The sequence below is a fragment of the Inquilinus sp. KBS0705 genome, from assembly GCA_005938025.2.
Classification (GTDB): Bacteria; Bacteroidota; Bacteroidia; order Sphingobacteriales; family Sphingobacteriaceae; genus Mucilaginibacter.
The window spans coordinates 991,734-1,013,375 of record VCCI02000001.1 but is presented as its reverse complement, the minus strand read 5'-3'; the positions used below and the strand labels follow the sequence as shown (position 1 = coordinate 1,013,375).

At 41.5% G+C, this 21,642-nt stretch carries 21 protein-coding genes and 1 riboswitch; of the genes, 3 read left to right on the top strand and 18 right to left on the bottom strand.

Features of this window, described 5'->3' with window-relative positions; genetic code table 11:
* Nucleotides 1-59: 59 nt before the first annotated feature.
* From FFF34_004520 to FFF34_004485, 8 genes are all read right to left on the bottom strand, one after another.
* On the bottom strand, nucleotides 60-1,157 hold the full coding sequence (locus tag FFF34_004520) for a tetratricopeptide repeat protein (protein ID TSD66677.1): 1,098 nt from the start codon (nucleotides 1,155-1,157) through the stop codon (nucleotides 60-62).
* A 3-nt stretch (nucleotides 1,158-1,160) separates the two neighbouring features.
* Nucleotides 1,161-3,803, bottom strand: a complete 2,643-nt coding sequence (gene gyrA / locus FFF34_004515; GenBank protein TSD66676.1) for a DNA gyrase subunit A — start codon at nucleotides 3,801-3,803, stop codon at nucleotides 1,161-1,163.
* Nucleotides 3,804-3,979: 176 nt separating this feature from the next.
* Entirely contained in the window at nucleotides 3,980-4,375 is a 396-nt protein-coding gene (locus FFF34_004510; GenBank protein TSD66675.1) for a hypothetical protein, read from the bottom strand.
* A 69-nt stretch (nucleotides 4,376-4,444) separates the two neighbouring features.
* The gene (locus FFF34_004505) at nucleotides 4,445-5,392 is read right to left on the bottom strand and encodes a 3-phosphoglycerate dehydrogenase (GenBank protein TSD67955.1); all 948 of its coding nucleotides are present in this window, start codon (nucleotides 5,390-5,392) and stop codon (nucleotides 4,445-4,447) included.
* A gap of 89 nt (nucleotides 5,393-5,481) precedes the next feature.
* Nucleotides 5,482-6,549 carry a 3-phosphoserine/phosphohydroxythreonine transaminase gene (serC, locus tag FFF34_004500; GenBank protein ID TSD66674.1) on the bottom strand — a complete coding sequence of 356 codons (1,068 nt, stop codon included), beginning with the start codon at nucleotides 6,547-6,549 and terminating at the stop codon, nucleotides 5,482-5,484.
* 173 nt (nucleotides 6,550-6,722) lie between these two features.
* Nucleotides 6,723-7,373: a ribulose-phosphate 3-epimerase gene (locus FFF34_004495; protein TSD66673.1), complete on the bottom strand. Its 651-nt coding sequence runs from the start codon at nucleotides 7,371-7,373 to the stop codon at nucleotides 6,723-6,725.
* 411 nt (nucleotides 7,374-7,784) lie between these two features.
* On the bottom strand, nucleotides 7,785-8,444 hold the full coding sequence (locus FFF34_004490) for a CoA transferase subunit B (protein TSD66672.1): 660 nt from the start codon (nucleotides 8,442-8,444) through the stop codon (nucleotides 7,785-7,787).
* A 120-nt stretch (nucleotides 8,445-8,564) separates the two neighbouring features.
* Nucleotides 8,565-9,263 (bottom strand): CoA transferase subunit A, encoded by a 699-nt coding sequence (locus tag FFF34_004485; GenBank protein ID TSD66671.1) that lies wholly within the window; start codon nucleotides 9,261-9,263, stop codon nucleotides 8,565-8,567.
* 147 nt (nucleotides 9,264-9,410) lie between these two features.
* Between FFF34_004485 and FFF34_004480 the strand changes: the two genes are divergently transcribed.
* The gene (locus tag FFF34_004480) at nucleotides 9,411-9,920 is read left to right on the top strand and encodes a hypothetical protein (GenBank protein TSD66670.1); all 510 of its coding nucleotides are present in this window, start codon (nucleotides 9,411-9,413) and stop codon (nucleotides 9,918-9,920) included.
* Here FFF34_004480 and hemF read toward each other — a convergent pair whose 3' ends face one another.
* The 9 genes from hemF to FFF34_004435 all read right to left on the bottom strand — a co-directional run bounded on the left by hemF (nucleotide 9,921) and on the right by FFF34_004435 (nucleotide 17,596).
* Nucleotides 9,921-10,835, bottom strand: coding sequence for an oxygen-dependent coproporphyrinogen oxidase (gene hemF, locus FFF34_004475; GenBank protein ID TSD66669.1), 915 nt, complete (start codon nucleotides 10,833-10,835; stop codon nucleotides 9,921-9,923). It abuts the gene before it with no gap.
* A gap of 80 nt (nucleotides 10,836-10,915) precedes the next feature.
* Nucleotides 10,916-12,148 (bottom strand): MFS transporter, encoded by a 1,233-nt coding sequence (locus tag FFF34_004470; GenBank protein ID TSD66668.1) that lies wholly within the window; start codon nucleotides 12,146-12,148, stop codon nucleotides 10,916-10,918.
* Nucleotides 12,149-12,264: 116 nt separating this feature from the next.
* Nucleotides 12,265-12,462: a cold-shock protein gene (locus FFF34_004465; protein ID TSD66667.1), complete on the bottom strand. Its 198-nt coding sequence runs from the start codon at nucleotides 12,460-12,462 to the stop codon at nucleotides 12,265-12,267.
* 224 nt (nucleotides 12,463-12,686) lie between these two features.
* Entirely contained in the window at nucleotides 12,687-13,151 is a 465-nt protein-coding gene (locus FFF34_004460; GenBank protein TSD66666.1) for a hypothetical protein, read from the bottom strand.
* Between the two features lie 268 nt (nucleotides 13,152-13,419).
* Entirely contained in the window at nucleotides 13,420-14,226 is an 807-nt protein-coding gene (locus FFF34_004455; GenBank protein ID TSD66665.1) for an SDR family oxidoreductase, read from the bottom strand.
* A gap of 67 nt (nucleotides 14,227-14,293) precedes the next feature.
* The gene (locus tag FFF34_004450) at nucleotides 14,294-15,037 is read right to left on the bottom strand and encodes a menaquinone biosynthesis protein (protein TSD66664.1); all 744 of its coding nucleotides are present in this window, start codon (nucleotides 15,035-15,037) and stop codon (nucleotides 14,294-14,296) included.
* A gap of 8 nt (nucleotides 15,038-15,045) precedes the next feature.
* On the bottom strand, nucleotides 15,046-15,663 hold the full coding sequence (locus FFF34_004445) for a histidine phosphatase family protein (protein ID TSD67954.1): 618 nt from the start codon (nucleotides 15,661-15,663) through the stop codon (nucleotides 15,046-15,048).
* Nucleotides 15,664-15,736: 73 nt separating this feature from the next.
* A complete protein-coding gene (gene mqnE, locus FFF34_004440; protein TSD66663.1) occupies nucleotides 15,737-16,930 on the bottom strand; it encodes an aminofutalosine synthase MqnE in 1,194 nt (397 codons plus the stop codon).
* A gap of 117 nt (nucleotides 16,931-17,047) precedes the next feature.
* Nucleotides 17,048-17,596: a hypothetical protein gene (locus tag FFF34_004435; GenBank protein TSD66662.1), complete on the bottom strand. Its 549-nt coding sequence runs from the start codon at nucleotides 17,594-17,596 to the stop codon at nucleotides 17,048-17,050.
* Nucleotides 17,597-17,651: 55 nt separating this feature from the next.
* On the opposite strand from FFF34_004435, the gene FFF34_004430 reads away from it, so the two are divergent.
* Nucleotides 17,652-18,773, top strand: a complete 1,122-nt coding sequence (locus tag FFF34_004430; GenBank protein TSD66661.1) for an aminotransferase class V-fold PLP-dependent enzyme — start codon at nucleotides 17,652-17,654, stop codon at nucleotides 18,771-18,773.
* Here FFF34_004430 and FFF34_004425 read toward each other — a convergent pair whose 3' ends face one another.
* Nucleotides 18,774-19,835 (bottom strand): hypothetical protein, encoded by a 1,062-nt coding sequence (locus FFF34_004425; GenBank protein ID TSD66660.1) that lies wholly within the window; start codon nucleotides 19,833-19,835, stop codon nucleotides 18,774-18,776.
* 140 nt (nucleotides 19,836-19,975) lie between these two features.
* Nucleotides 19,976-20,087, top strand: a riboswitch (SAM riboswitch).
* A gap of 232 nt (nucleotides 20,088-20,319) precedes the next feature.
* Between FFF34_004425 and FFF34_004420 the strand changes: the two genes are divergently transcribed.
* The gene (locus tag FFF34_004420) at nucleotides 20,320-21,639 is read left to right on the top strand and encodes an O-acetylhomoserine aminocarboxypropyltransferase/cysteine synthase (GenBank protein TSD66659.1); all 1,320 of its coding nucleotides are present in this window, start codon (nucleotides 20,320-20,322) and stop codon (nucleotides 21,637-21,639) included.
* Nucleotides 21,640-21,642: the final 3 nt, after the last annotated feature.

Here is a 21,642-nt window from a genome sequence, read left to right as displayed (position 1 = left end):
CAATTTTGATGAAATGATCAATTTACATATAGGTAAATAGCTGATCACGTTTAATTGGTTTATTGTTCTAATTTGTTGTTTACTCTCTCTAAAAGCTCGTTATCGCCAGTTTTTGTGTATGCTAACTGCAATAACTTTAAGCAGTTTTTATCACCAGGCGCCATTTCGCTGGCCTTTTCCAACCACAATATAGCACTTGTGATATTTTTATTATCATTATTAGTAAAAGTGCTCTTTTTAAAATAAAGCACCCCAAGGTTAAAAACAGGCTCGTAAGCTGTACCATTCAATTCAATTGCGCGCAGGTATAATGACTCTGCTTTGTCATAATGGTTTAAATGATCATAGCAATTTGCCGCTATAAAAGTAATATCAGCATTGTTGGGGTTTTTATCTAAAAGCGGGATCACTAATGGCTCTAACGCTTTGTAGTCCCTTCTGTTATTATAAATATTTGCCTCGTCGTGCAGTAATTGCTTATCATTTGGCAAAATACGACGCGCACGTTTTATTACCTGCAAAGCCTTGGTCGTATCACCTATTGACTTATAAATAGATGATGCGGTTTCAATATAATCTGTGCGGGTACTGTCAGTATTTATTAAATTATTGTAATACTTAGCAGCATCCTGCAGGTTACCCAATTTATTATTGGCATACGCTATATAGGCATTAACTGCTTTAAAATCGGGCGCATACTTTTTCGCCTGTTGAAAAGATGCAGCGGCTTTAGCAAAATCGTTGTTTTTACTAAAGGCAAACCCACGGCGTATGTAAGCGTTGGCCAGGCAACGTTTGGCGTAATCCATTTCGGCCTGGTACTTATATATTTTACCTTTCTGGGCAAAATTATCGTAAAGCTGGGTAGTTTGGTCGATAAAATTATCAGGTTGCTGCAGTTTGTTTAACGAGTCGGTATATAGTATACTGGAGTTTATAATAATGCGATAAACATTCTTTTCCAAATCGGCCGAGTCTGACTTGCTCACCACCAGGCTATCAGCAGATTTTTTGGCCTTCGCTAAAAATTGCAGGTCGCCTTTTTGCTTATAAAATGCTAGGTTGTTTACTACAACCTTTAATGCTTCTGACTGGCAAAAAGCAACGGATGTAGTAAACAACGCTAAAATCAATAACCCGATCTTACGTTTTCGCATGTATTATTCTGTTTTGTCGTCATCAGCAGGCTCATCATCTGAGTCACCTTTGTCTATTTCAGTATCCGGATGTATACCTACATTTTTATCGGCACCGGCTTCTATATCAGCATCAGTAGCTTCTGCAATCGCCTTATCAGCTTCCGCTTCTTCTACTATAATTTCATCAAGTTCTTCTTCGTCCTCGTGCTCAATTTTTGCAACCGAAGCAATCTCATCGTTACCTTTAAGCGTTATTAACTTAACACCCTGTGTAGCGCGGCCCATTGTACGCAATTCGCTTATAGCCATGCGTATAATTATACCCGATTTATTGATGATCATCAGATCTTCCTTATCTGTAACACCTTTTATAGCAACAAGGTTTCCGGTTTTTTCAGTAATATTTAAAGTTTTAACACCTTTACCACCACGGTTAGTAACTCTGTAGTCGTCAATATCAGTACGTTTACCGTAGCCTTTTTCAGAAACAACTAACACAGTAGTTTCTTTATCATCAATACTTATCATACCAATAACCTCATCGTTATCGCTATCAAGACTTATTCCGCGCACACCCGTTGCTGTGCGGCCCATTGGCCTAACGGTCGATTCGTTAAAGCGTATGGCACGGCCTGATTGTAAAGCCATCACAATTTCGCTGGTACCGGTTGTTAAGGTTGCTTCTAATAACGAATCGCCTTCGTTAATGTTGATGGCATTGATACCATTAGCCCGCGGGCGAGAATATGCCTCTAAAGATGTCTTTTTGATAACACCTTTACGGGTACACATAATGATGAAATTGTTCTCCAGGTATTCAGTATCCTTAAGCGATTTTAACTTGATATAAGCCTTTATGTTTTCCTCTTTAGGGATATTGATGATATTTTGGATAGCGCGTCCTTTGGAAGTACGCGTACCTTCCGGTATTTCAAATACACGTAACCAGAAACACTGCCCCGCTTCGGTAAAGAAGAGCATATAATTGTGGTTTGATGCGATGAGTAAGTGCTCGATAAAGTCGGCATCGCGGCTGTTACTGCCTAAAGATCCTTTACCCCCCCTGCCCTGTCTGCGGTACTCGGTAAGCGAAGTACGTTTAATGTAACCCTCGCGAGATATGGTAATTACCACATCCTCATCCTCAATAAAGTCTTCGGTTTGCATTTCTGCTGATGAATGCACCATTTCGGTACGGCGCTCATCACCATATTTCTCCTTTATCTCTATTAATTCGTCTTTGATTATTTGCATACGCAAACCTTCATCGGCCAAAATAGATTTTAAGTAGTCGATGGTTTTCATTAATGCAGTGTACTCGTCTTTTATCTTATCACGCTCCAGGCCTGTTAAACGCCTTAAGGTCATATCTAAAATAGCACGTGCCTGAATATCGCTTAGGCCAAACTGGCTCATTAAGCCTTCCCTGGCCTCATCTGGTGTAGACGATGCTCGTATCAACCTTATCACTTCCTCGATATGGTCAAGTGCGATCAGTAAACCTTCTAATATATGCGCGCGCTTTTCTGCTTCTGATAACTCGTACTTAGTGCGGCGGATAACCACCTCGTGCCTGTGCTCAACAAAATGATGAATCAGGTCCTTAAGGTTAAGCAGCATTGGGCGACCATGTACAAGTGCAATATTATTTACACTGAACGATGTTTGCAGCGCGGTGTATTTGTATAAGTTATTTAGTACGATAGCTGCGTTTGCGTCGCGTTTTATCTCGTAAACAACACGTATACCCTCGCGGTTACTTTCATCACGAATGGCAGATATACCTTCAATTTTCTTTTCGTTAACCAACTCGGCAGTACGCTCTATCATCAGCGCTTTGTTTACCTGGTAAGGTACTTCGCTTACAATAATACGTTCACGGTCGTTATTATAGGTTTCAATTTCGGCACGGGCGCGTATTACTACACGGCCACGACCGGTTTCCAGCGCCTGGCGCGGGCCTTCGTAACCATAAATGATACCGCCTGTAGGGAAATCGGGACCTTTAACGTAAGTCATCAGTTCTGATATCTCGATACTGCGGTTATCTATCAATGCTATAGTAGCGTCAACAATCTCTGATAAGTTATGCGGGGCCATATTGGTGGCCATACCTACCGCAATACCGCTTGCACCATTAACCAAAAGGTTAGGGAATTTTGCAGGCAGTACGGTTGGCTCCTGTAACGAATCATCAAAGTTTAACTGAAAATCAATAGTATCCTTATTGATATCAGCCAGCATTTCCTCGGCTATCTTCTCCAGCCTTGCCTCGGTGTAACGCATTGCCGCGGGTTGGTCACCATCAATAGACCCATAGTTACCCTGTCCTTCAACAAATGGATAGCGCAGGCTCCAATCCTGTGCCATACGCACCATAGCGTCATATACTGATGTATCGCCATGCGGGTGATATTTACCCAGCACCTCGCCCACTATACGGGCCGATTTTTTATAGGGTTTGTTATTTGCTAAACCTAAATCGAGCATGCCATACAATACGCGCCTGTGTACTGGTTTTAAACCATCGCGTACATCGGGCAATGCCCTTGAAACAATTACAGACATTGAATAATCAATGTAAGCTGCTCTCATTTCCTCGTCTATATTTATCGAAATAATTCTGTCTTCGTTCTGTGACTCGTTTTCTGTTCCTTCAGCCATTGGTTTTTCTTAGTGGAATATCTTCTCGTAAATGCGTTTAAAAAATATGTTTTTATACGACCTGCGAAGTTAAGAATTTATATGGTTCTGCCCCTATAATTTTGCTAACATTACACCCATTTTCAACGTTTTTTACCTTAAAACGCTATACTGGTTTTATTGTTGCAATCAGCGGGCTATTTCACCTTTTTCCAGTACTCTTTTACTCTGGTTCCGTTAGGTAAAATACCCGTAAATGTAAGTGTATCATTTTTAACCCGGTAGTAGTTATGCAGGGTTATACCGGTAACCTGCGAGGGTTGCAGGCTGTAGGTTTGGGTTTCTAGACAAGTGTCGTTTTTCAATTCATAATCGCCCCGCTCGTAGGTTACAGGCTTGGCATCCGAATCTATAAAAACGGCCTCGTAATGTGCTTCGTCGTATATACGCTGCAATTTATATTGCTGCGATGCGGCTTCTGGTTTCCCGTTATAAACGCCACCGCTGTACTCCCACACTCCTTTAAGGCTCTTTTTAAAGGTGAACGAGCATAACAGTAGTATTGGTACAAGTACAAAAAATATCCTTTTCATAAAAAACAAAAACCTGCCGAAGCATAGTACAATCGTACAACTTCGGCAGGCTAAAAATGTTTGGGTGTTTTACTTCGTAAAATGCTGAATAATTAAGTTCGCTAACTCTACACCAATACGCTCCTGCGCTTCGTTAGTAGCAGCACCAATATGCGGTGTTAATGATATTTTTGGATGACTTAATATATCCTGTCGAGGGGTTGGCTCGTTATCGAACACATCCAGTGCTGCGAACGATACCTGGCCGCTGTTTAAGGCATCCAGCAGGTCGCTTTCGCCTATCAATCCACCACGTGATATATTTACCAGCCCTACTCCTTTTTTAGTTTGTGCCAACTCTGCGGCACCTAAAATAGGTTTATCAATAAATGGTGTGTGCAGGGTAATAAAGTCTGCTTGCTTGATAACATCATCAAGTGTAGTAGTTTTTACTGTTACGTTTACTTTTGTACCGCCGCCTAAAACAATCTCTACCTCAGGGTTAAACGGATATAAGTCGTAAGCTATTACATCCATACCTACGCCAATGGCGATTTTTGCTACTTCGCGGCCAATACGGCCAAAGCCTAAAATACCTAATGTTTTACCACGCAATTCGATACCTTTAGCATAGGCTTTTTTAAGGTCGTTAAACTTTGTAGCACCTTCTACCGGCATTTTGCGGTTACTATCCTGTAAAAAGCGTACGCCCGTAAACAAATGCGCGAAAACCAATTCGGCAACTGATAATGATGATGAAGCCGGGGTGTTATACACACCAATGCCTTTTTCTTTGGCATAATCCACATCAATATTATCAACACCTACACCACCACGGCCAATTAATTTAAGGCCCGGGCATACGTCTATTAAGGCTTTACGCACTTTAGTTGCGCTCCGTACAGTAATGGCATCGTACTCCTGTAAGCGGGTTGGTAATTCGTCCTGTGGGATGTTTTGGGTCTCTACAAAAAAACCGGCATCTTCCAGCATTTTCTTACCTATCGGGTCGATACCATCATTAGCTAATATTTTGATCATTGTCTTTAGAGTTTAGAGGATAGAGATTGGAGATTAGTTATGGCAAGACGTAAGCCTAACCTCTAATCACCAACCTCTAATAACACTTATTTATTTTTTTCAGCAAATTCCTGCATGGCATCTATCAGCACGTAAACGCTGGTGATAGGCAATGCATTGTATATTGATGCGCGGAAACCGCCTACGCTGCGGTGGCCTTTTAAGCCTACTATACCCTTTTCTTCGCAAAGCTTTAAAAATGGTTTTTCGTGCTCAGGGTTTTCGGCAACAAAACAAACGTTCATATGCGAGCGGTCTTCAACAGCTGCTACCGCTTTAAATAACGGGTTACGGTCTATTTCCTCGTAAAGCACGGCAGCTTTGGCATCATTCTCTTTTTCGATAGCTTCTACCCCACCTTTTGCTTTTAGCCAGTTTAGGGTAAGCATAGATACGTAAATGGCAAAGCATGGCGGCGTGTTGTACATCGATCCACCTTCTATTTGCACCTGGTAGTTAAACATAGCCGGTATTTTACGGCCTGTTTTGCCTAAAAGGTCATCTTTAACAATTACCAAAGTAACACCCGCTGGGCCCATATTTTTTTGCGCGCCGGCGTATATTAAGCCAAAATCGGCAACGTTTACTTTGCGGCTGAATATATCTGACGACATATCGCAAACCACTGGTACCGGCGATTTAGGGAACTGGTGCAGCTGTGTACCATAAATGGTATTGTTTGATGTGATATGGAAATAAGCAGCATCTGCAGGTACGGTAAAATCTTTAGGGATGTAGGTAAAGTTGCTTTCTTTTGATGTAGCAACCACCTCAACCTCGCCAAAAAATTTAGCTTCTTTTAATGCTTTGTTTGCCCATACACCTGTTTCAAGGTATGCGGCTTTACCACCATCGGGTAGTAAATTATAGGGGGCTAAAGCAAATTGTGTGCTTGCTCCGCCCTGTAAAAACAATACAGAGTAGCCTTCTGGTACACTGAATAATTCTTTAACCAGCTTAACGGCTTCGTCTAATACTGCTTCAAATTCCGGCGATCGGTGGGATATTTCCAGCAATGAAAGGCCTGTTCCGTTAAAATCGATCACTGCTGCTGCAGCTTGTTTTAAAACTTCGTGGGGTAAGATGCCGGGACCGGCACCGAAATTATGTTTCATATTATGAATAAATTTAATGTTGGACTTTGATTACCAACTTTGTATTTTGAAGTGCCGAAGTTAATAAATTTGACAAAGCTTATAGACTTTATTTGCATTTTTCTGAAAACGCCTTATTGACACAGATAGCGCATTTTTTAGGTGATAATTATCTGAATCGATGATTATTAGGGTCACGAATGTTTAAGCCGGGCAATGGCCGAAAGCGGATCAATCGCCGAAAACACCGAATTACCCGCTACCAATACATTGGCGCCTGCTGCCAGCAGTTTGGCCGCGTTTGTGCTGTCTACTCCCCCATCAACCTCTATTAACAGATTAGGGTTGGTATCAGCCGCTAAAGCTTTTACCTCGCTTAGTTTAATGTACGAATGTTCGATGAACTTTTGCGCGCCAAAACCAGGGTTAACCGACATCACCAATATCATGTCTACATCAGCAATAATATCTTTTAGCAAAGCTACGGGCGTATGCGGGTTAATGGCTACTGATGCCCGGCAACCCAGTTGTTTTATAGCCTGTATAGTGCGGTGCAAATGCGGGCAGGCTTCGTAATGTACGGTAATACTATCGGCACCTGCATCCTTAAAATCCTTTAAATAGCGATCAGGGTCCACTATCATCAGGTGCACATCAAGAGGCTTAAGCGCATGCTTTTTAATAGCTTTTACAACAGGAAAACCAAAGGAGATATTAGGCACAAACATACCGTCCATAATATCCACATGGAACCAGTCGCCCTCGCTTTTATTTACCATTTCAATATCCCTTTGCAGGTTGGCAAAATCGGCAGCTAAAACAGATGGTGCTATCAGGTGATTCATGGTGGTAAATATAGATAGAAATGTTTAGAGTTGTAAAATTGAAGGGCTACGATGTGGTAAAACGCACTACAATAATTTTAATTTTTAGCGATGGATTTTTTTTAACAGGGCTTTTAAATTAAAAATTGCCATTGCAGCGCGTATAGGCCTTTTCCTTTGCACTTTTGGCTATAAATTATTCGTTTATTTTGTTCCCCTTGCGGGAATTTTTCGTTTATTTTCGTCACCCCTCACCAACTAATATAAAATTTAATTCCAAATAAAAAAGTTTTTTTAAAGTCCGCAGCCGTCCACCCCGGACGGGTTGGTGCCTAATCGTAACAGGTGAAAGCGATTTTAATGGGTTGCCACCGGGTTTACCATGTGGTGGCAACTAACATACTATAAGATAGCCAACGCCCATTGATTACCTTAAATCACCATTTCGGGTATATCGCCTTGTACTATCAGCTTGCCGGCTGTAGCTTTAATAATATCTTCTACGCTTACGCCCGGCGCACGCTCTATCAGTTTAAAGCCTTCGCCGTTGGGTAATACATCTATTACAGCCAATTCGGTCACTATTTTTTTAACGCATTTAATGCCCGTTAAAGGCAGGCTGCATTTGGGCAATAGCTTTGATTCACCTGCTTTATTTACGTGCTGCATGGCCACTATAATGTTCTCTGCCGAGGCCACCAGGTCCATAGCGCCGCCCATACCTTTTACCATTTTGCCGGGTATTTTCCAGTTGGCAATATCGCCATCTTCTGATACTTCCATGGCACCCAATATGGTCAGGTTTACCTTTTTGGCCCGTATCATTCCAAAGCTCATGGCCGAGTCAAACACCGCCGAGCCTGCCAGTTTGGTAATGGTTTGCTTACCGGCATTAATGGTGTCGGGGTCTTCCTCGCCCTCAAATGGGAATGGCCCCATACCCAGCAATCCATTTTCGGATTGCAGTACCACATCCATGGTTTCGGGTATGTAATTGGCTACTAAAGTAGGTATACCAATACCCAGGTTTACATAGTAGCCGTCTTTTATCTCTTTGGCGATCCTCTTCGCTATTCCGTCTTTGTCAAGCATAGTATTGAATGAAGCATTATTTATAATAAAGCGTCATTGCGAGGCACGAAGCAATCTCCCGACAAGCAGATCGGATATGCATACGTAGAGATTGCTTCGTACCTCGCAATGACGTGGTGGTTAATTTCGTTTCCGCACAGTACGCTGTTCAATGCGCTTCTCGTAATTTTCTCCCTGGAAAATTCTATGCACATAAATACCGGGTGTGTGTATATTATCAGGATCCAGATCGCCGGGCTCGACTAATTCTTCTACTTCGGCAATGGTAACTTTGCCTGCCATAGCCATTACAGGGTTAAAATTGCGCGCGGTCGACCTGTAAATGAGGTTGCCCATTGTATCGCCCTTCCAGGCTTTTACAATAGCGAAATCGGCATCAAACGCCATTTCCATCAGGTAATCTTTGCCGTTAAAATTCCGAACCTCTTTGCCTATGGCTACCTCGGTACCAATACCTGCGGGGGTAAATATGGCCGGCATACCATAGCCTGCTGCCATACATCGGGTGGCTAAAGTGCCTTGCGGGATCAGTTCTACCTCCAGTTCGCCGCTTAGTAGCTGCCGCTCAAATTCGGCGTTCTCCCCTACGTATGATGATATCATTTTTTTAACCTGGTGCTGGTGCAGCAACAAGCCAATGCCAAAGTCATCAACCCCGGCATTATTTGATATGCAGGTAAGGTTTTTTACACCCTTTTTTACTAAAGCTAAAATACATTTTTCGGGCAGGCCGCACATGCCGAAGCCGCCAAGCATCAGCGTCATGCCGTCTTCAATATCGCGTATGGCCTCATCGGCCCCGCTAACAACTTTGTTCATGGTAAATAATTGGTTAGGCCAAAACTAACAATTTTTTAGCTGATGGTTAATGGCTGATTTCAGGTAGATTAAAATTGAATATTAACCCCTAATTAAAACAATTAACCACAAATAAGACTTTATTACATATATCAATTTTTAACAGAAATGGCACAATATAATGAAGCTGAAAACGACAAGCCAAGGGCTTACCGTGTAGATGACGACGATAATTTAGAAGAAAAGGACCTGCGCCATGTTATGCTATTTGGCAGCGAAGAAAAAACCGGCGATGAGCCTAACATGGAAAGTAAAGGTGCAGGCGGACAAAACTTTGGAAAAGACAGTAAAACGCCTTCCGGCGATGACAAAAACAACCCATCGCAAAACGCGGGTTATAGTAATGAATATTTTAGGCGAACAGAGCCTTTAGAGGAACACCCGGAGTATAATAACTTTAAAGACCCTAACCAATTGGGCCAATCAAACTATACCGAGGCTACCGGAGCGGTGCCAAATGGCCAAAGCGATGAGGAAAATGCGGCACCGGCAAAAGACAGCGAAGAAAACAAGGACGAGCAGCAACTGCAATACCAGGAAGGCACTGCCGACAGGAATCAAGAGGCTAACATCCCCGGCCCTAATGAACTGCCCGACCAGCAAAAGGTTGGCGAATAGTTACACCCACTTTACACCCTTTTTCAACAGAGAAAGGGTTTTTTCTTCTTCGCTGCCAGGGGTTGCGTGGTAATCGTACACCCATTTGGCAGTGGGTGGCAAGCTCATTAATATCGATTCGATACGCCCGTTGGTTTCTAAGCCAAATTTGGTGCCTGCATCATATACAAGGTTAAATTCGGTATAGCGGCTTCGGCGTTGGTATTGCCATTGTTGTTGGTTATCGGTAAAGGGCTTATTGCGGTTACGGTTAACTAACTCGATATAAGTAGGTGCAAACGAACGGCCCACAGCTTTCGAAAACTCAAAAATATCCTCTAACCGCATATCGTCTGAATTGGCCAAACGGTCGTAAAATATGCCGCCAATACCGCGGGTTTCGTTACGGTGCTTTATATAAAAGTAATCGTCGGCCCAGGTTTTAAAGCGATGGTAAAAATCGTGGTTAAACCTGTCGCAAACATCTTTTAACTGCTGATGGAAAAACCGGGCATCTTCGTCTATCACATAGTGTGGTGTAAGGTCTATCCCTCCGCCAAACCAGCGCACAGGTGGCCTATCCTGCCCAAATGACGAGGGCATTTCAAAATACCTGATATTCATGTGAATGATTGGAACCAGGGGGTGATTAGGGTGAATAACTATGGATACGCCCGTCGCAAAAAAATCATCCTGCTCTACATTAAGGGCTTTTTTTATGTTATGTGGTAACTGCCCCTCAACAGCCGAAAAGTTTACGCCGCCTTTTTCAAAAATATCACCATTTTGTATAATGCGGGTACGGCCGCCGCCGCCACCTTCACGCTCCCAAAGCTCCTCTGCAAAAACTGCTTTGCCATCAGTCGCTTCAAGCGCGGCACATATCTCGTCCTGTATTTCTTTATAATCCGCAGCTATTTGTTCCTTGCTAATCATGGGGTAAAATTAGTGAAACTTAATCAGGTTAAAAGGATATGCCTACAATACGTTTAATAGTTGTTATAAAGCATACTTAATTAACTCACTTCCAAATAATCAAGATCTTTACCAAAAGTTTCTTTTAACTGGCTAAGCGATAATAAAGATATTACGGTGAGTATCACCATCATAATATAGCCGCTGGTTACCATCCCGTAATGCACCACAAAGGCGTTAAACGCCATATTGATGGGTATTAAGGAACCACGTACAAAATTAGGTACTGTAGTAGTAACTGTCGACCGTATATTGGTGCCAAACTGCTCGGCTGCTATGGTAACAAAAGTTGCCCAGTAGCCTACCGTACAGCCCATAAAAAAACAGGTCCATACAAACTTATCATGTGTGATGCCGGTTGAACCCAGATAGGTAAACGCACTTACAACAGACAGCGTTAAAAATACTGCCATAGTTAACCGCCTTGATTTGGTGATCTGAGCCAATAGCCCGGCAAAAATATCGCCTATGGCAATGCCTATATAAGTGTATAATACCCCTTCGCCGGCACTTAATGGCTCTTTTGCGCCTAAGGCTTTACCAAACTCCGGCGATAGAGTTACCAACACGCCTACCACATACCAAAGCGGCGCGCCAATTAATATGCAGTACAAATATTTTTTAAACCTGTCGAAACTGCTGAAAAGCATAAAAAAGTTTCCTTTTGATACGCCACTTTGCTGCACGTTTTTAAACATCCCCGATTCGAACGTACCAAGGCGCAACAGCAATAAAATAACCCCTAAACCGCCCCCTACCTTATAGGCAGTTTGCCAGCCATATTTAGCTACCGCGTAGGCCGCGGCAGCACCAAATAAACCTATAACAGCTACTATCATAGTGCCGTAGCCGCGTTTCTCTTTACTTAGGGTTTCGGTTACAAGGGTAATGCCTGCCCCTAACTCGCCGGCAAGGCCTATACCGGCAATAAAACGAATGATGGCATAGCTGTTTACATCATAAACATAGGCATTGGCAAAATTGGCTATAGAGTATAATAATATCGACCCAAATAATACTTTGATGCGGCCCAACTTATCGCCTATTATGCCCCATAATAAGCCGCCCAATAACAAACCAAACATTTGTACATTAATAATAAACTGGCCTTTCAATAGCATATCGGCATCTGCTACGCCAATATCATGCAGGCTTGCTTTACGTACTATCGAGAATACTAAAAGATCGTATATATCAACAAAGTAACCTAAAGAGGCTACTAATACCAGGAAAATAGCGTTACGTGAAATTGTTGACGAAGCAGTAGCAGTCATGATGTGTAAAATAATTGGTAGGCTAAAGTAAATAAAGCATGTATTGTTGCCTAATTTTTATCAATAAAAAAACCCTTGTTTTTCAACAAGGGTTCCGTTATGCTTTAGTGCAGATATTAAACTTTTTTAACGTTTACTGCCTGTAATCCTTTTCTGCCTTCTTCAACTTCGTATTCTACGCTATCGTTATCTTTAATAGCATTTACACCACCTTGTACATCCTTAAAATGCACAAACAGATCTTTACCATCATCGGTAACAATAAACCCATAACCTTTTTGTGTGTTAAACCATTTTACTTTTCCAGTTTTCATAATATTAGTATAATCGTATTAAATATTTTTGTTAAAGATCAGTAAGTAATTCAACTGAATATAAAAAGGTTTAATAATCAATTATAGAATGTACAACTATCTGTTCAAATATATAAAATAATTAATAACCAAATAAAAATTTTTATTTGGCCTAAAAAACCAATTAAAACAGAAGAGCCGGCGTTAAAAACGTCGGCTCTTACTGTATTATATGTTGTTTTTGATTATTGTATTTGTTTTGCAACCGTAATGTTTGCAGTCGGGGTAACTTTCAATAATACTTCTTCGCTGTCTTTTTTCAGGTCAACAAAATATGAAGTGGTATCGTCACCGCCTTCTAATTTAATAACCTCTTGTGCAAAGTAACCTACGTATTTAGCAGCAATTTCGGTTTTAGCTTTTTCTGGTAAAGCTTTAAATTGTACATTTTGAGTTACACCAATAAATTCGCCTTTTAAGTTGTAAAATGCCGACATTTTAACATCGTCAAGTATAAAGGTAACTTTTTGGAATTTGCTGGTAATTTTCCAGGTAGCACCTTCGGCCCTAACAAAATCGTTATTGAATTTTGTGATAGCAGTATATGATGCTTTTTCAGAACCATCTTCGGTTGTTTTGCTACCGTTGAATGCAAATACGTTTGCAGTGAATAATGCAGCAATTGCGGTTGTTATAAATATCTTTTTCATTTTGTCGTTTTTTAAATTTGTTATAACAAAAGTAAGCTACAAGTATAAATATTCAAAATTATAGCTAATTATTATGAATATTTAATAATATACACTCCATTATAATAAAAATTTCAAAAAACAAACAAATACTTAGTGTATTTTTTACAATATCTCAATAAAAAACACATATACTTATTGTAAAAAGTACACTAAGGTAAATTTAACGTTAACAAGGGTGTTGTTTGTGACATTTTTATGACAGATAAGGCTTAAAATCCTTGCATTATTAACCGTTATCGGCAAATCCGGGGTAAAGTGTCATGCCGCCATCTATAAAAATGGTGGTTCCGGTGATATAATCGGCTTCGTCTGATGCCAGCCAGGCAGCCAATTTGCCAATATCACCAGGCTGGCCAATACGGTTATAGGGAATGAGTGTCAGCAACTTATCAAGTGCCTCGGGGGTTTCCCAGGCATCTTTATTTATAGGGGTTTGTATGGCACCCGGCCCAATGCCGGCTACCCGTATTTTATGCGGTGCAAGTTCTTGAGCTATACTTTTCATAAACATGCTGATACCGCCCTTACTGGCCGCGTAATTTACATGCCCGGCCCAGGGTATTACCTCGTGCACGCTGCTCATGCAAATTATCTTACCAGCAGCGCGGCTTACCCCTTCAACTACTCCCCTTTTTATAAACTCTTTGGCAGCCTCGCGCGAGCAAAGGAACTGCCCGGTAAGGTTGATATTGATAACCGTGTTCCATTCATCCAGGGTCATATCAACAAATTTGGCGTCTTTTTGCAGGCCGGCATTGTTTACAAGTATATCAACAGTGCCATAAGTATCAATTATTTTAGCGAACATGGCCTTTACTTCATCCTCCTTGCTCACATCGGCATGAAAGGTAATCGCCTCACCGCCAGCGGCCTTTATCTCCTCTACCACTTTATCTGCCGCGTCGTGATTATGAACATAGTTGACAAGTACCTTAGCCCCCGCTGCACCCATAGCAATAGCTACGCCTTTGCCAATACCGCTATCTGCGCCGGTTATCAGCGCAACTTGTCCTTTAAGTTTTTGTGCATCCATTTTATTAATTTGTTGTGTTATTATTCAATATCAATAAAAGGATATGGTTTTAAGAATATGAAATTTGTTATAGCGCCTTTATATAATCTAAAAACAAGTACAGCGCTTTCCTTTTATCATCTGTTAAGTCAAAATCAAGTTTATGCATCAGGTAATCTTCCAGGTCGAAGTCGGCACGTTGGGGTAGCTGTTTTAAAAGCTCGTGCCTATGCGCAAGGCCAAAGCGTAAGGCCTCGTCAAACTGTTTCATAAAATCGGCCGGGATGGGCTTATTTGCTATCCATGCGGCAAAAACAAAAGGCAGGCCGGTAAACTTTTGCCATTCTTCGGCCAGGTCATATACATACTTGTAGTTTTCCTTTTTACCAAAGGTACGGTCGCCTATTTGTACAAAGGCGGTATTAGCATCTGTAGCGTGCGAATAATCATCCGCGCCTGTGATCAGTTCGGGCTGTATCTTCCAATAATTTTTCAGTAAAACCCTGGCCAAATTGTTTGAGCTGCGCGATTGCGGATCTAACTGCACGGTTTTAACATCGTTAATAGCGCAATTGCTGAATATGAAAACCGAATTTACCGCACCTACGGCACCAATACAATATGCAGATACAATTTCCCATTGCGGCATGCTTAAAGTAGCGGCAACAGGTATTAAACCGATGTCAACAACGTCGTCTATAAGTTTTTGGGCACAATCCGACGGGTTATCAAGGCTCAGCTCTATGTTATCTTGTATAGCCGAATGTTGCAGGCCGTATAAAAAGGGTTTAGTGTTAGTATAGCTAACAGCGGATACTTTTATCTTATTCACTTTATCGTTCAGGAATTTTTTATGTGGCTGGCGTTGTTGAAATCGACAATTTCAAACTTGCTGCCATCGTAAGTAACTTTATAAAGCACCAGGTTTTGATGCGGAAAGGTGTCCATTTGGGTTAAGGGCTGATCGGTTAATATACACAGCAGCAAACGCAGTGCCCTGCCGTGCATACATATCAGCACATTTTTCTCCTCGGGATGGCTCATTATGGTTTCCAATGCCTGTAACTGGCGTGCTTTTACTTCGTTAGGGCTTTCGCCGCCTTCAAATTTCACATCCAGGTTGCCATCAAGCCAGTTGCGCATCAGATCCAAAAAAGCAGCTTTATTTTCGGGTGTGGAGGGTTGGCCTTCGTATATACCCCAGGCTAACTCATCCAGTCCCTCCAATTTCTCGTATGGGATACCCAGATCAATAAACTGTTGTATGCTTTGCTGTGTGCGCTTTAGCTTAGATATGTATATTTTATTGAATGGCACATGCTTGTAAGCGGCGTAAAATTGCTGTGCCTGCCGGCGGCCTTCGTCGTTAAGGTCGGTATCCCGGCCCCTGCCTTGTACTATACCTTGTTTGTTAAGGTCGGTTTGGCCGTGGCGTACTATATATAATGTCTTTTGTATCATTTTGTTATTCGCTCAATTGTTTATTGGTGCAATGTCCACTAACAAGCTAATGAACAAGTAAACCATCAAACTAATTAATTACCGGCAGCTTATAAAAGCGGGGCTTTTCCTCTTCCGGAAATTCGTAGGTATTGTAGTCGGTTACTACATTGTATAATGTGTCGCGCTCTATAGGATGGCGACCTGCATTTTTTATCAGCGTAACCAGTTCCTTAGTGCTCATACCTGGGTGTTGCTCTTCAGCACCTGCCATCGAATATATTTTTGTAGTATCGTCCAGTGTACCATCAATATCATCAACCCCAAAGTTTAAGGATAGCTGTGCAGTGGTACGGCTTATCATGGCCCAATAGGCTTTCACATGGTCAAAGTTGTCCAGATAGATACGTGCGATGGCATAATTACGCAGATCTTCTACCACGGTAGATTCGGGCACATCGCTCATCTGGTTATCCTGGTTGCGAAATTTTAATGGTATAAAGGTTTGAAAACCACCGGTACGGTCCTGCAATTGGCGCAGGCGTTCCATATGGTCAACCCGGTGCCAAAATTTTTCGATATGGCCATAAAGCATGGTAGCATTTGAGCGCATACCCAGTTTATGCCACTCTTCGTGTATGGCCAGCCATTGGTCGGCATTACATTTATCTTTAGCGATCAGCTCGCGCACCTCAGGATGAAATATCTCGGCACCACCACCGGGGATAGACTCCAGGCCTGCATCTTTCATTAGTTGCATGCCTGTGGCGTAATCAATTTTGGCTTTTTTAAATATGTAATGGTACTCAACAGGGGTTAAAGCCTTTACATGTAAATTTGGCCTGTGCTTTTTAATGCGGGTAAATAACTCGCTGTAAAAAGCAACATCGTATTGTGGTAAAACGCCACCTACAATATGTACTTCGGTAACCGGCTGGTCATCATATTTATATACAATGTCCAGCATTTCTTCCATTGTATATTCCCAGCCTTCGCTGCGCTGTTTTATGAGGCGCGAGTACGAGCAAAATTTACAGTCGTAAACACAAAGGTTAGTAGGCTCGATATGAAAGTTACGGTTGAAATAGGTTTTATCCCCGTGCTTTTGTTCGCGTATGTAGTTGGCAAGTACCCCCAGGTAACCTAATTCGGCTTTTTCGTAAAGCATTACGCCTTCGTCAAAAGTGATGCGTTGGTTATGGAGTACCTTCTCGGCAATGTCTTTAAGTTCGGGTAAAAGCTGCGGATTATTCAGCAGTACCTGGAAATTATCTGATACTTCCATTCAAAAAAATATTTACGCAAATGTAGTAAAATGCGGCAGGTTTTATAAGTATCATATTAGCATACCGTGTTTAAACACATAGTATGACAATCTTCTTACAGAATATGAATCCGAGTGCTATTTGCTTACGCCGGTGATGTGCACACCAACAAAACAGTCGTCCATGCAATCTTTTGGGGTGTAGCCCGCAACAGATATGATACCATTATTTTTTGCTTCGAAGTAAACGTCATTTGTAACAGCATCGGCTTTTAACCACACACTTTTTGCTGTAGTGTACACCTCATCTAATGTGTAAAATGGCGCGTTATCATCCGGATGGGAATTTAAATTTGCCGTTGTTTCATGCCATTCGTTTATGGTGATCTTTGAAACTCCATCCTTGTGATAATATAAGTAATCACGCTTTATAATAGCACCGTTGGCTACTGTTATTTTGGTCTCGGAGGTATTACCCGTAAATGAATACCCTGATAAAATAAATGTGTAAGTATTACTATTTGTAGTTTTAAAAGCAGCCCATGCCTGCTGGCTTTCCGCGAAATTTTTAGCAACCACTTCTGTTGCAGAATGAGTAATAACATTGCTGCTTTTATCCTTACTGCATGATGTTATTGCAATCACCGTAAAAATTAGCAATAGTATATTTATACGAAGACTTTTCATAAAATTGGTTTATTAGCAAGTAAAAATAAACTTTTTTGCGGTAATTTGAGCCGTTATGAAAATTGAAACCATTGCCATACACGCCGGTAACCACACCGATGCTGCTACCAAAGCTGTTGTACAACCCATCATCATGGCTACCACTTTTGAGCGCGACGCCGATGGCGGCTTTTCATCCGGCTACCAGTATAGCCGTGCTGCCAACCCTAACCGTAGCTCGCTGGAACAAGTGCTGGCCAAATTAGAAGGCGGCGCCGAAGCCGCGGCGTTTTCATCAGGTAATGCGGCGGGTATGTCGGTTTTTCAAGCTTTAGAGCCGGGCACACACATTATTGCGCCCGATGATATGTACCATGGCCTGCGTAACCAGCTAAAACAACTTTTTGTGGGTATACTGGAGTTTGATTTTATAGATGTAAACAATACAGATGTGCTGGAAACACATATAAAACCCAACACCGGTTTAATATGGATAGAAACGCCCAGCAACCCTTTGTTAAAAATAACCGATATTAAAAAGGTAGTGGCCGTTGCAAAGCAACACGGTATTAAGGTGGTGGTTGATAATACCTTTGCTACCCCTATATGCCAACAGCCATTGGCTTTAGGTGCCGATATGGTAATGCACTCGGCTACCAAATACTTTGGCGGCCACAGCGACCTGATGGGCGGCGCCTTAATTACTGCCGAAAAAAATGAGTTTTGGGGAAAAATACGCAATGTACAAACCATGGGCGGTGCTATCCCCTCGCCTATGGACTGCTATTACCTTACCCGAAGTATTAAAACCCTGCCCTACCGTGTGCACGGCCATGTGCATAACGCGCAATTGCTGGCCGCTTATTTAGAGGGGCATACTAAAGTGGAGCAGGTGATGTACCCCGGATTAAAGTCACACCCGCAATATGACATTGTGCAGCAGCAAATGAGCGCACCGGGGGCTATGTTGTCCTTTACCTTAAAAGGCGGCGAGACCGAAGCAAAACGCGTTATAAACGCCTTAAAGATATTTACACAAGCCACCAGCTTAGGCGGCGTGGAAAGCCTGATAGAGCACCGCGCCTCTGTTGAAGGGCTGGATACAAAAACGCCTTTTAACTTGCTTAGGGTATCTGTAGGCTTAGAGCATATTGATGATTTGATAGCCGATATGGAGCAGGTAATGAGAATAGGATAATTAAAACTTATCTTTTCCATTTTTAAGATTACGCGAGGTGTTTGAAATTATAATTATTCCATAATCTTTGTTTTTTACTCCAAACTCTTTTATGAGTTGCTCTTTGTTAATAATTTGTATTTCCTTAAACAACTCATCATTAATAGAGGCTAGATCGCCTTCGTAATTTTCTTTTAATACTTTTTTGTTAAGAATGTATTGCACATTCGAGTCTTCAATTGGCGAAGGCACCAATTTAGCATATTCGGCTGATTTTGATTTAAAATAGTTCCAGTATCGTTTTTTATCGTAAGCTTTGGTTTCAATGAAGATAACGCCATTCTTAGCCTCAGGCCCACCTACTTTAATAGCATCATTACCTTTGTAGACACGCACCATAGCTATATCTTGTGGGTTATATTTTATCAGATCTGCTTTATATACCTGTATACTATCAACGAAATATAAAGGATCGGCAGGTATAACAGCAATATCAAAATCCTCTCCGTTTTCTTGTTCGTAACATGATGAGATAATGTCTACAGCTATTACTGGCTTATTCATATAATAATCTTCATCAATAGGAAATTGGGGGTGTTTTGATTTGTCTATACTTACGTAAAAAGACAATGTATCATTAGAAAAATTCCAATAATCAGAACATCCTCTTGACCCCCATTTACTTTTAAATTGTGGATATAATTGAAATAAATCTTTCAATAGAAAATTATTCATGTCAATCTTTTTGCCGTCAGGTAGTGTTCCAATAAACTGCTTGTTTAATCTTACTTTACTTATAAAGTCTGATGTTTGGCTTTTTTGAAAAATCATTCCTGGCAGTTTTTCGGAAGCAAAACCATGACCGGCTATAAATCTTGAATCCTGACCATAACAACCCTTTTGCAAATCCATCTCTTCCACATCAGCCTCTTTTATATCAGTAAATTTTTGTTTTAGGTCATCTATGTTTGTTTGACACAAAACAATGCCGTTAATAGAAATTACTGACAAACTCTTCTGTTGTGCATTTGTAATACATGTAAGTGTTAATACTGCTAAAACTGTAATAAAAAGGGATTTCATTTAAGAGAGATATTTATATTAAAAAGATAAATGACAATAAAATTAAAATAATATTTGGAAATTAAATTCCCTTTGCTCTATATTTGAAACATTATTTGGTAGCAACACCAATCGATCAATTCCCTTCAAAAAAGGATTTTGATTTATAAAGAAGCGGCGAGAGATCAGGCTCGAAAACCCGCTGGCAACCCTCCAAGGTGGAGAAGGTGCCAATTCCTGTCCCGGAGAATAGTTAACCGGGGGATATAAATTTTTAATCATGAAAATTACAACTTACTTAGCTCAACAAAACAATCAGTATCCCCTATCTGATAATACCATTGCATACAACCATATTACCGGCTGTATTTGCATGTGTTGCTGCTGTTGATACTGTACACGTTCCCTTTTCTCATTCCCGAAAACACGTGATACCCTCAAAGGATAGTACTATCCTGCTGTAACTGTAACATTTCATTCAAAAAAACCTTTAAATCTACAGAAGATGTCTGCTTTAAAATTCGAAACACTCCAACTACACGCCGGTCAGGAAGTTGACCCAACAACAGGTTCGCGCGCGGTACCTTTGTATCAAACCACCTCATACGTATTTAACAGTGCCGAACATGGTGCAAACCTGTTTGCCTTAAAAGAATTTGGCAATATATATACCCGGTTGATGAACCCCACAACCGATGTTTTTGAAAAACGCATAGCAGCCCTTGAAGGCGGTGTGGCTGCATTAGCTACAGCATCGGGCCAGGCGGCACAATTTATAGCCCTTAACAATATATTACAGGCAGGCGATAATTTTGTAACCTCGCCTTTTTTGTATGGCGGTACTTATAACCAGTTTAAAGTAGCCTTTAAACGCCTGGGCATCGAGGCCCGCTTTGCTGCAGACGATACCGCCGAAAGCATTGAAAAATTAATAGACGACAAGACCAAAGCCATTTACACCGAAAGTATTGGCAACCCTGGTTTTAATATACCCGATTTTGAAAAGTTAAGCGCTTTAGCCAACAAACATGATCTGCCTTTAATAGTAGATAATACATTTGGCGCAGGCGGCTATTTGTTTCGCCCCCTGCAACATGGCGCACATGTGGTGGTAGAATCGACCACCAAGTGGATAAACGGCCACGGCACCAGCATTGGCGGCGCTATAATTGATGGCGGTAATTATAATTGGGGTAACGGCAAGTTCCCACAGTTTACCCAGCCGTCTGAAGGTTATCATGGGTTGGTTTTTGCCGATGTATTTGGCATAGGCGGGCCGTTTGGCAACATACAGTTTATTATACGTGCTAGGGTTGAAGGCCTCCGCGATTTTGGCCCTTCGCAATCGCCGTTTAATTCGTGGTTGAATTTACAGGGATTAGAGACCTTATCCTTGCGTGTGCAACGCCATGTAGACAATGCATTAGAACTGGCCAAATGGTTGGAAAAGCAAGATTTTGTTGAATCGGTTAACTACCCGGGTCTCGAATCGTCGCCGCAACATACACTGGCTAAAAAGTATTTAAAGAATGGCTTTGGCGCGGTATTATCTTTCGAGATAAAGGGCGGTAAAGAAAATGCTACCAAGGTAATTGATAACCTTAATTTGGTTAGTCACCTTGCTAATGTTGGCGATGCCAAAACGTTAATTATACAGCCATCGGCTACCACACACCAGCAGCTATCAGATACCGAGCAATTAGCAGCCGGTGTTACACCAGCATCGTTAAGGGTAGCCGTTGGTATTGAACATATAGATGATATTAAAGCTGATTTTGCACAGGCCTTTGCCAAGGTGCAGGAGTTAGCAGCACAATTAGCATAACAA

Coding starts and splice junctions, on each gene's coding strand:
- FFF34_004520 (TSD66677.1), bottom strand. CDS start 1,157: ATGCGAAAACGTAAGATCGGGTTATTGATTTTAGCGTTGTTTACTACA.
- gyrA (TSD66676.1), bottom strand. CDS start 3,803: ATGGCTGAAGGAACAGAAAACGAGTCACAGAACGAAGACAGAATTATT.
- FFF34_004510 (TSD66675.1), bottom strand. CDS start 4,375: ATGAAAAGGATATTTTTTGTACTTGTACCAATACTACTGTTATGCTCG.
- serC (TSD66674.1), bottom strand. CDS start 6,549: ATGAAACATAATTTCGGTGCCGGTCCCGGCATCTTACCCCACGAAGTT.
- FFF34_004495 (TSD66673.1), bottom strand. CDS start 7,373: ATGAATCACCTGATAGCACCATCTGTTTTAGCTGCCGATTTTGCCAAC.
- FFF34_004490 (TSD66672.1), bottom strand. CDS start 8,444: ATGCTTGACAAAGACGGAATAGCGAAGAGGATCGCCAAAGAGATAAAA.
- FFF34_004485 (TSD66671.1), bottom strand. CDS start 9,263: ATGAACAAAGTTGTTAGCGGGGCCGATGAGGCCATACGCGATATTGAA.
- FFF34_004480 (TSD66670.1), top strand. CDS start 9,411: ATGGCACAATATAATGAAGCTGAAAACGACAAGCCAAGGGCTTACCGT.
- hemF (TSD66669.1), bottom strand. CDS start 10,835: ATGATTAGCAAGGAACAAATAGCTGCGGATTATAAAGAAATACAGGAC.
- FFF34_004470 (TSD66668.1), bottom strand. CDS start 12,148: ATGACTGCTACTGCTTCGTCAACAATTTCACGTAACGCTATTTTCCTG.
- FFF34_004465 (TSD66667.1), bottom strand. CDS start 12,462: ATGAAAACTGGAAAAGTAAAATGGTTTAACACACAAAAAGGTTATGGG.
- FFF34_004460 (TSD66666.1), bottom strand. CDS start 13,151: ATGAAAAAGATATTTATAACAACCGCAATTGCTGCATTATTCACTGCA.
- FFF34_004455 (TSD66665.1), bottom strand. CDS start 14,226: ATGGATGCACAAAAACTTAAAGGACAAGTTGCGCTGATAACCGGCGCA.
- mqnE (TSD66663.1), bottom strand. CDS start 16,930: ATGGAAGTATCAGATAATTTCCAGGTACTGCTGAATAATCCGCAGCTT.
- FFF34_004435 (TSD66662.1), bottom strand. CDS start 17,596: ATGAAAAGTCTTCGTATAAATATACTATTGCTAATTTTTACGGTGATT.
- FFF34_004430 (TSD66661.1), top strand. CDS start 17,652: ATGAAAATTGAAACCATTGCCATACACGCCGGTAACCACACCGATGCT.
- FFF34_004425 (TSD66660.1), bottom strand. CDS start 19,835: ATGAAATCCCTTTTTATTACAGTTTTAGCAGTATTAACACTTACATGT.
- FFF34_004420 (TSD66659.1), top strand. CDS start 20,320: ATGTCTGCTTTAAAATTCGAAACACTCCAACTACACGCCGGTCAGGAA.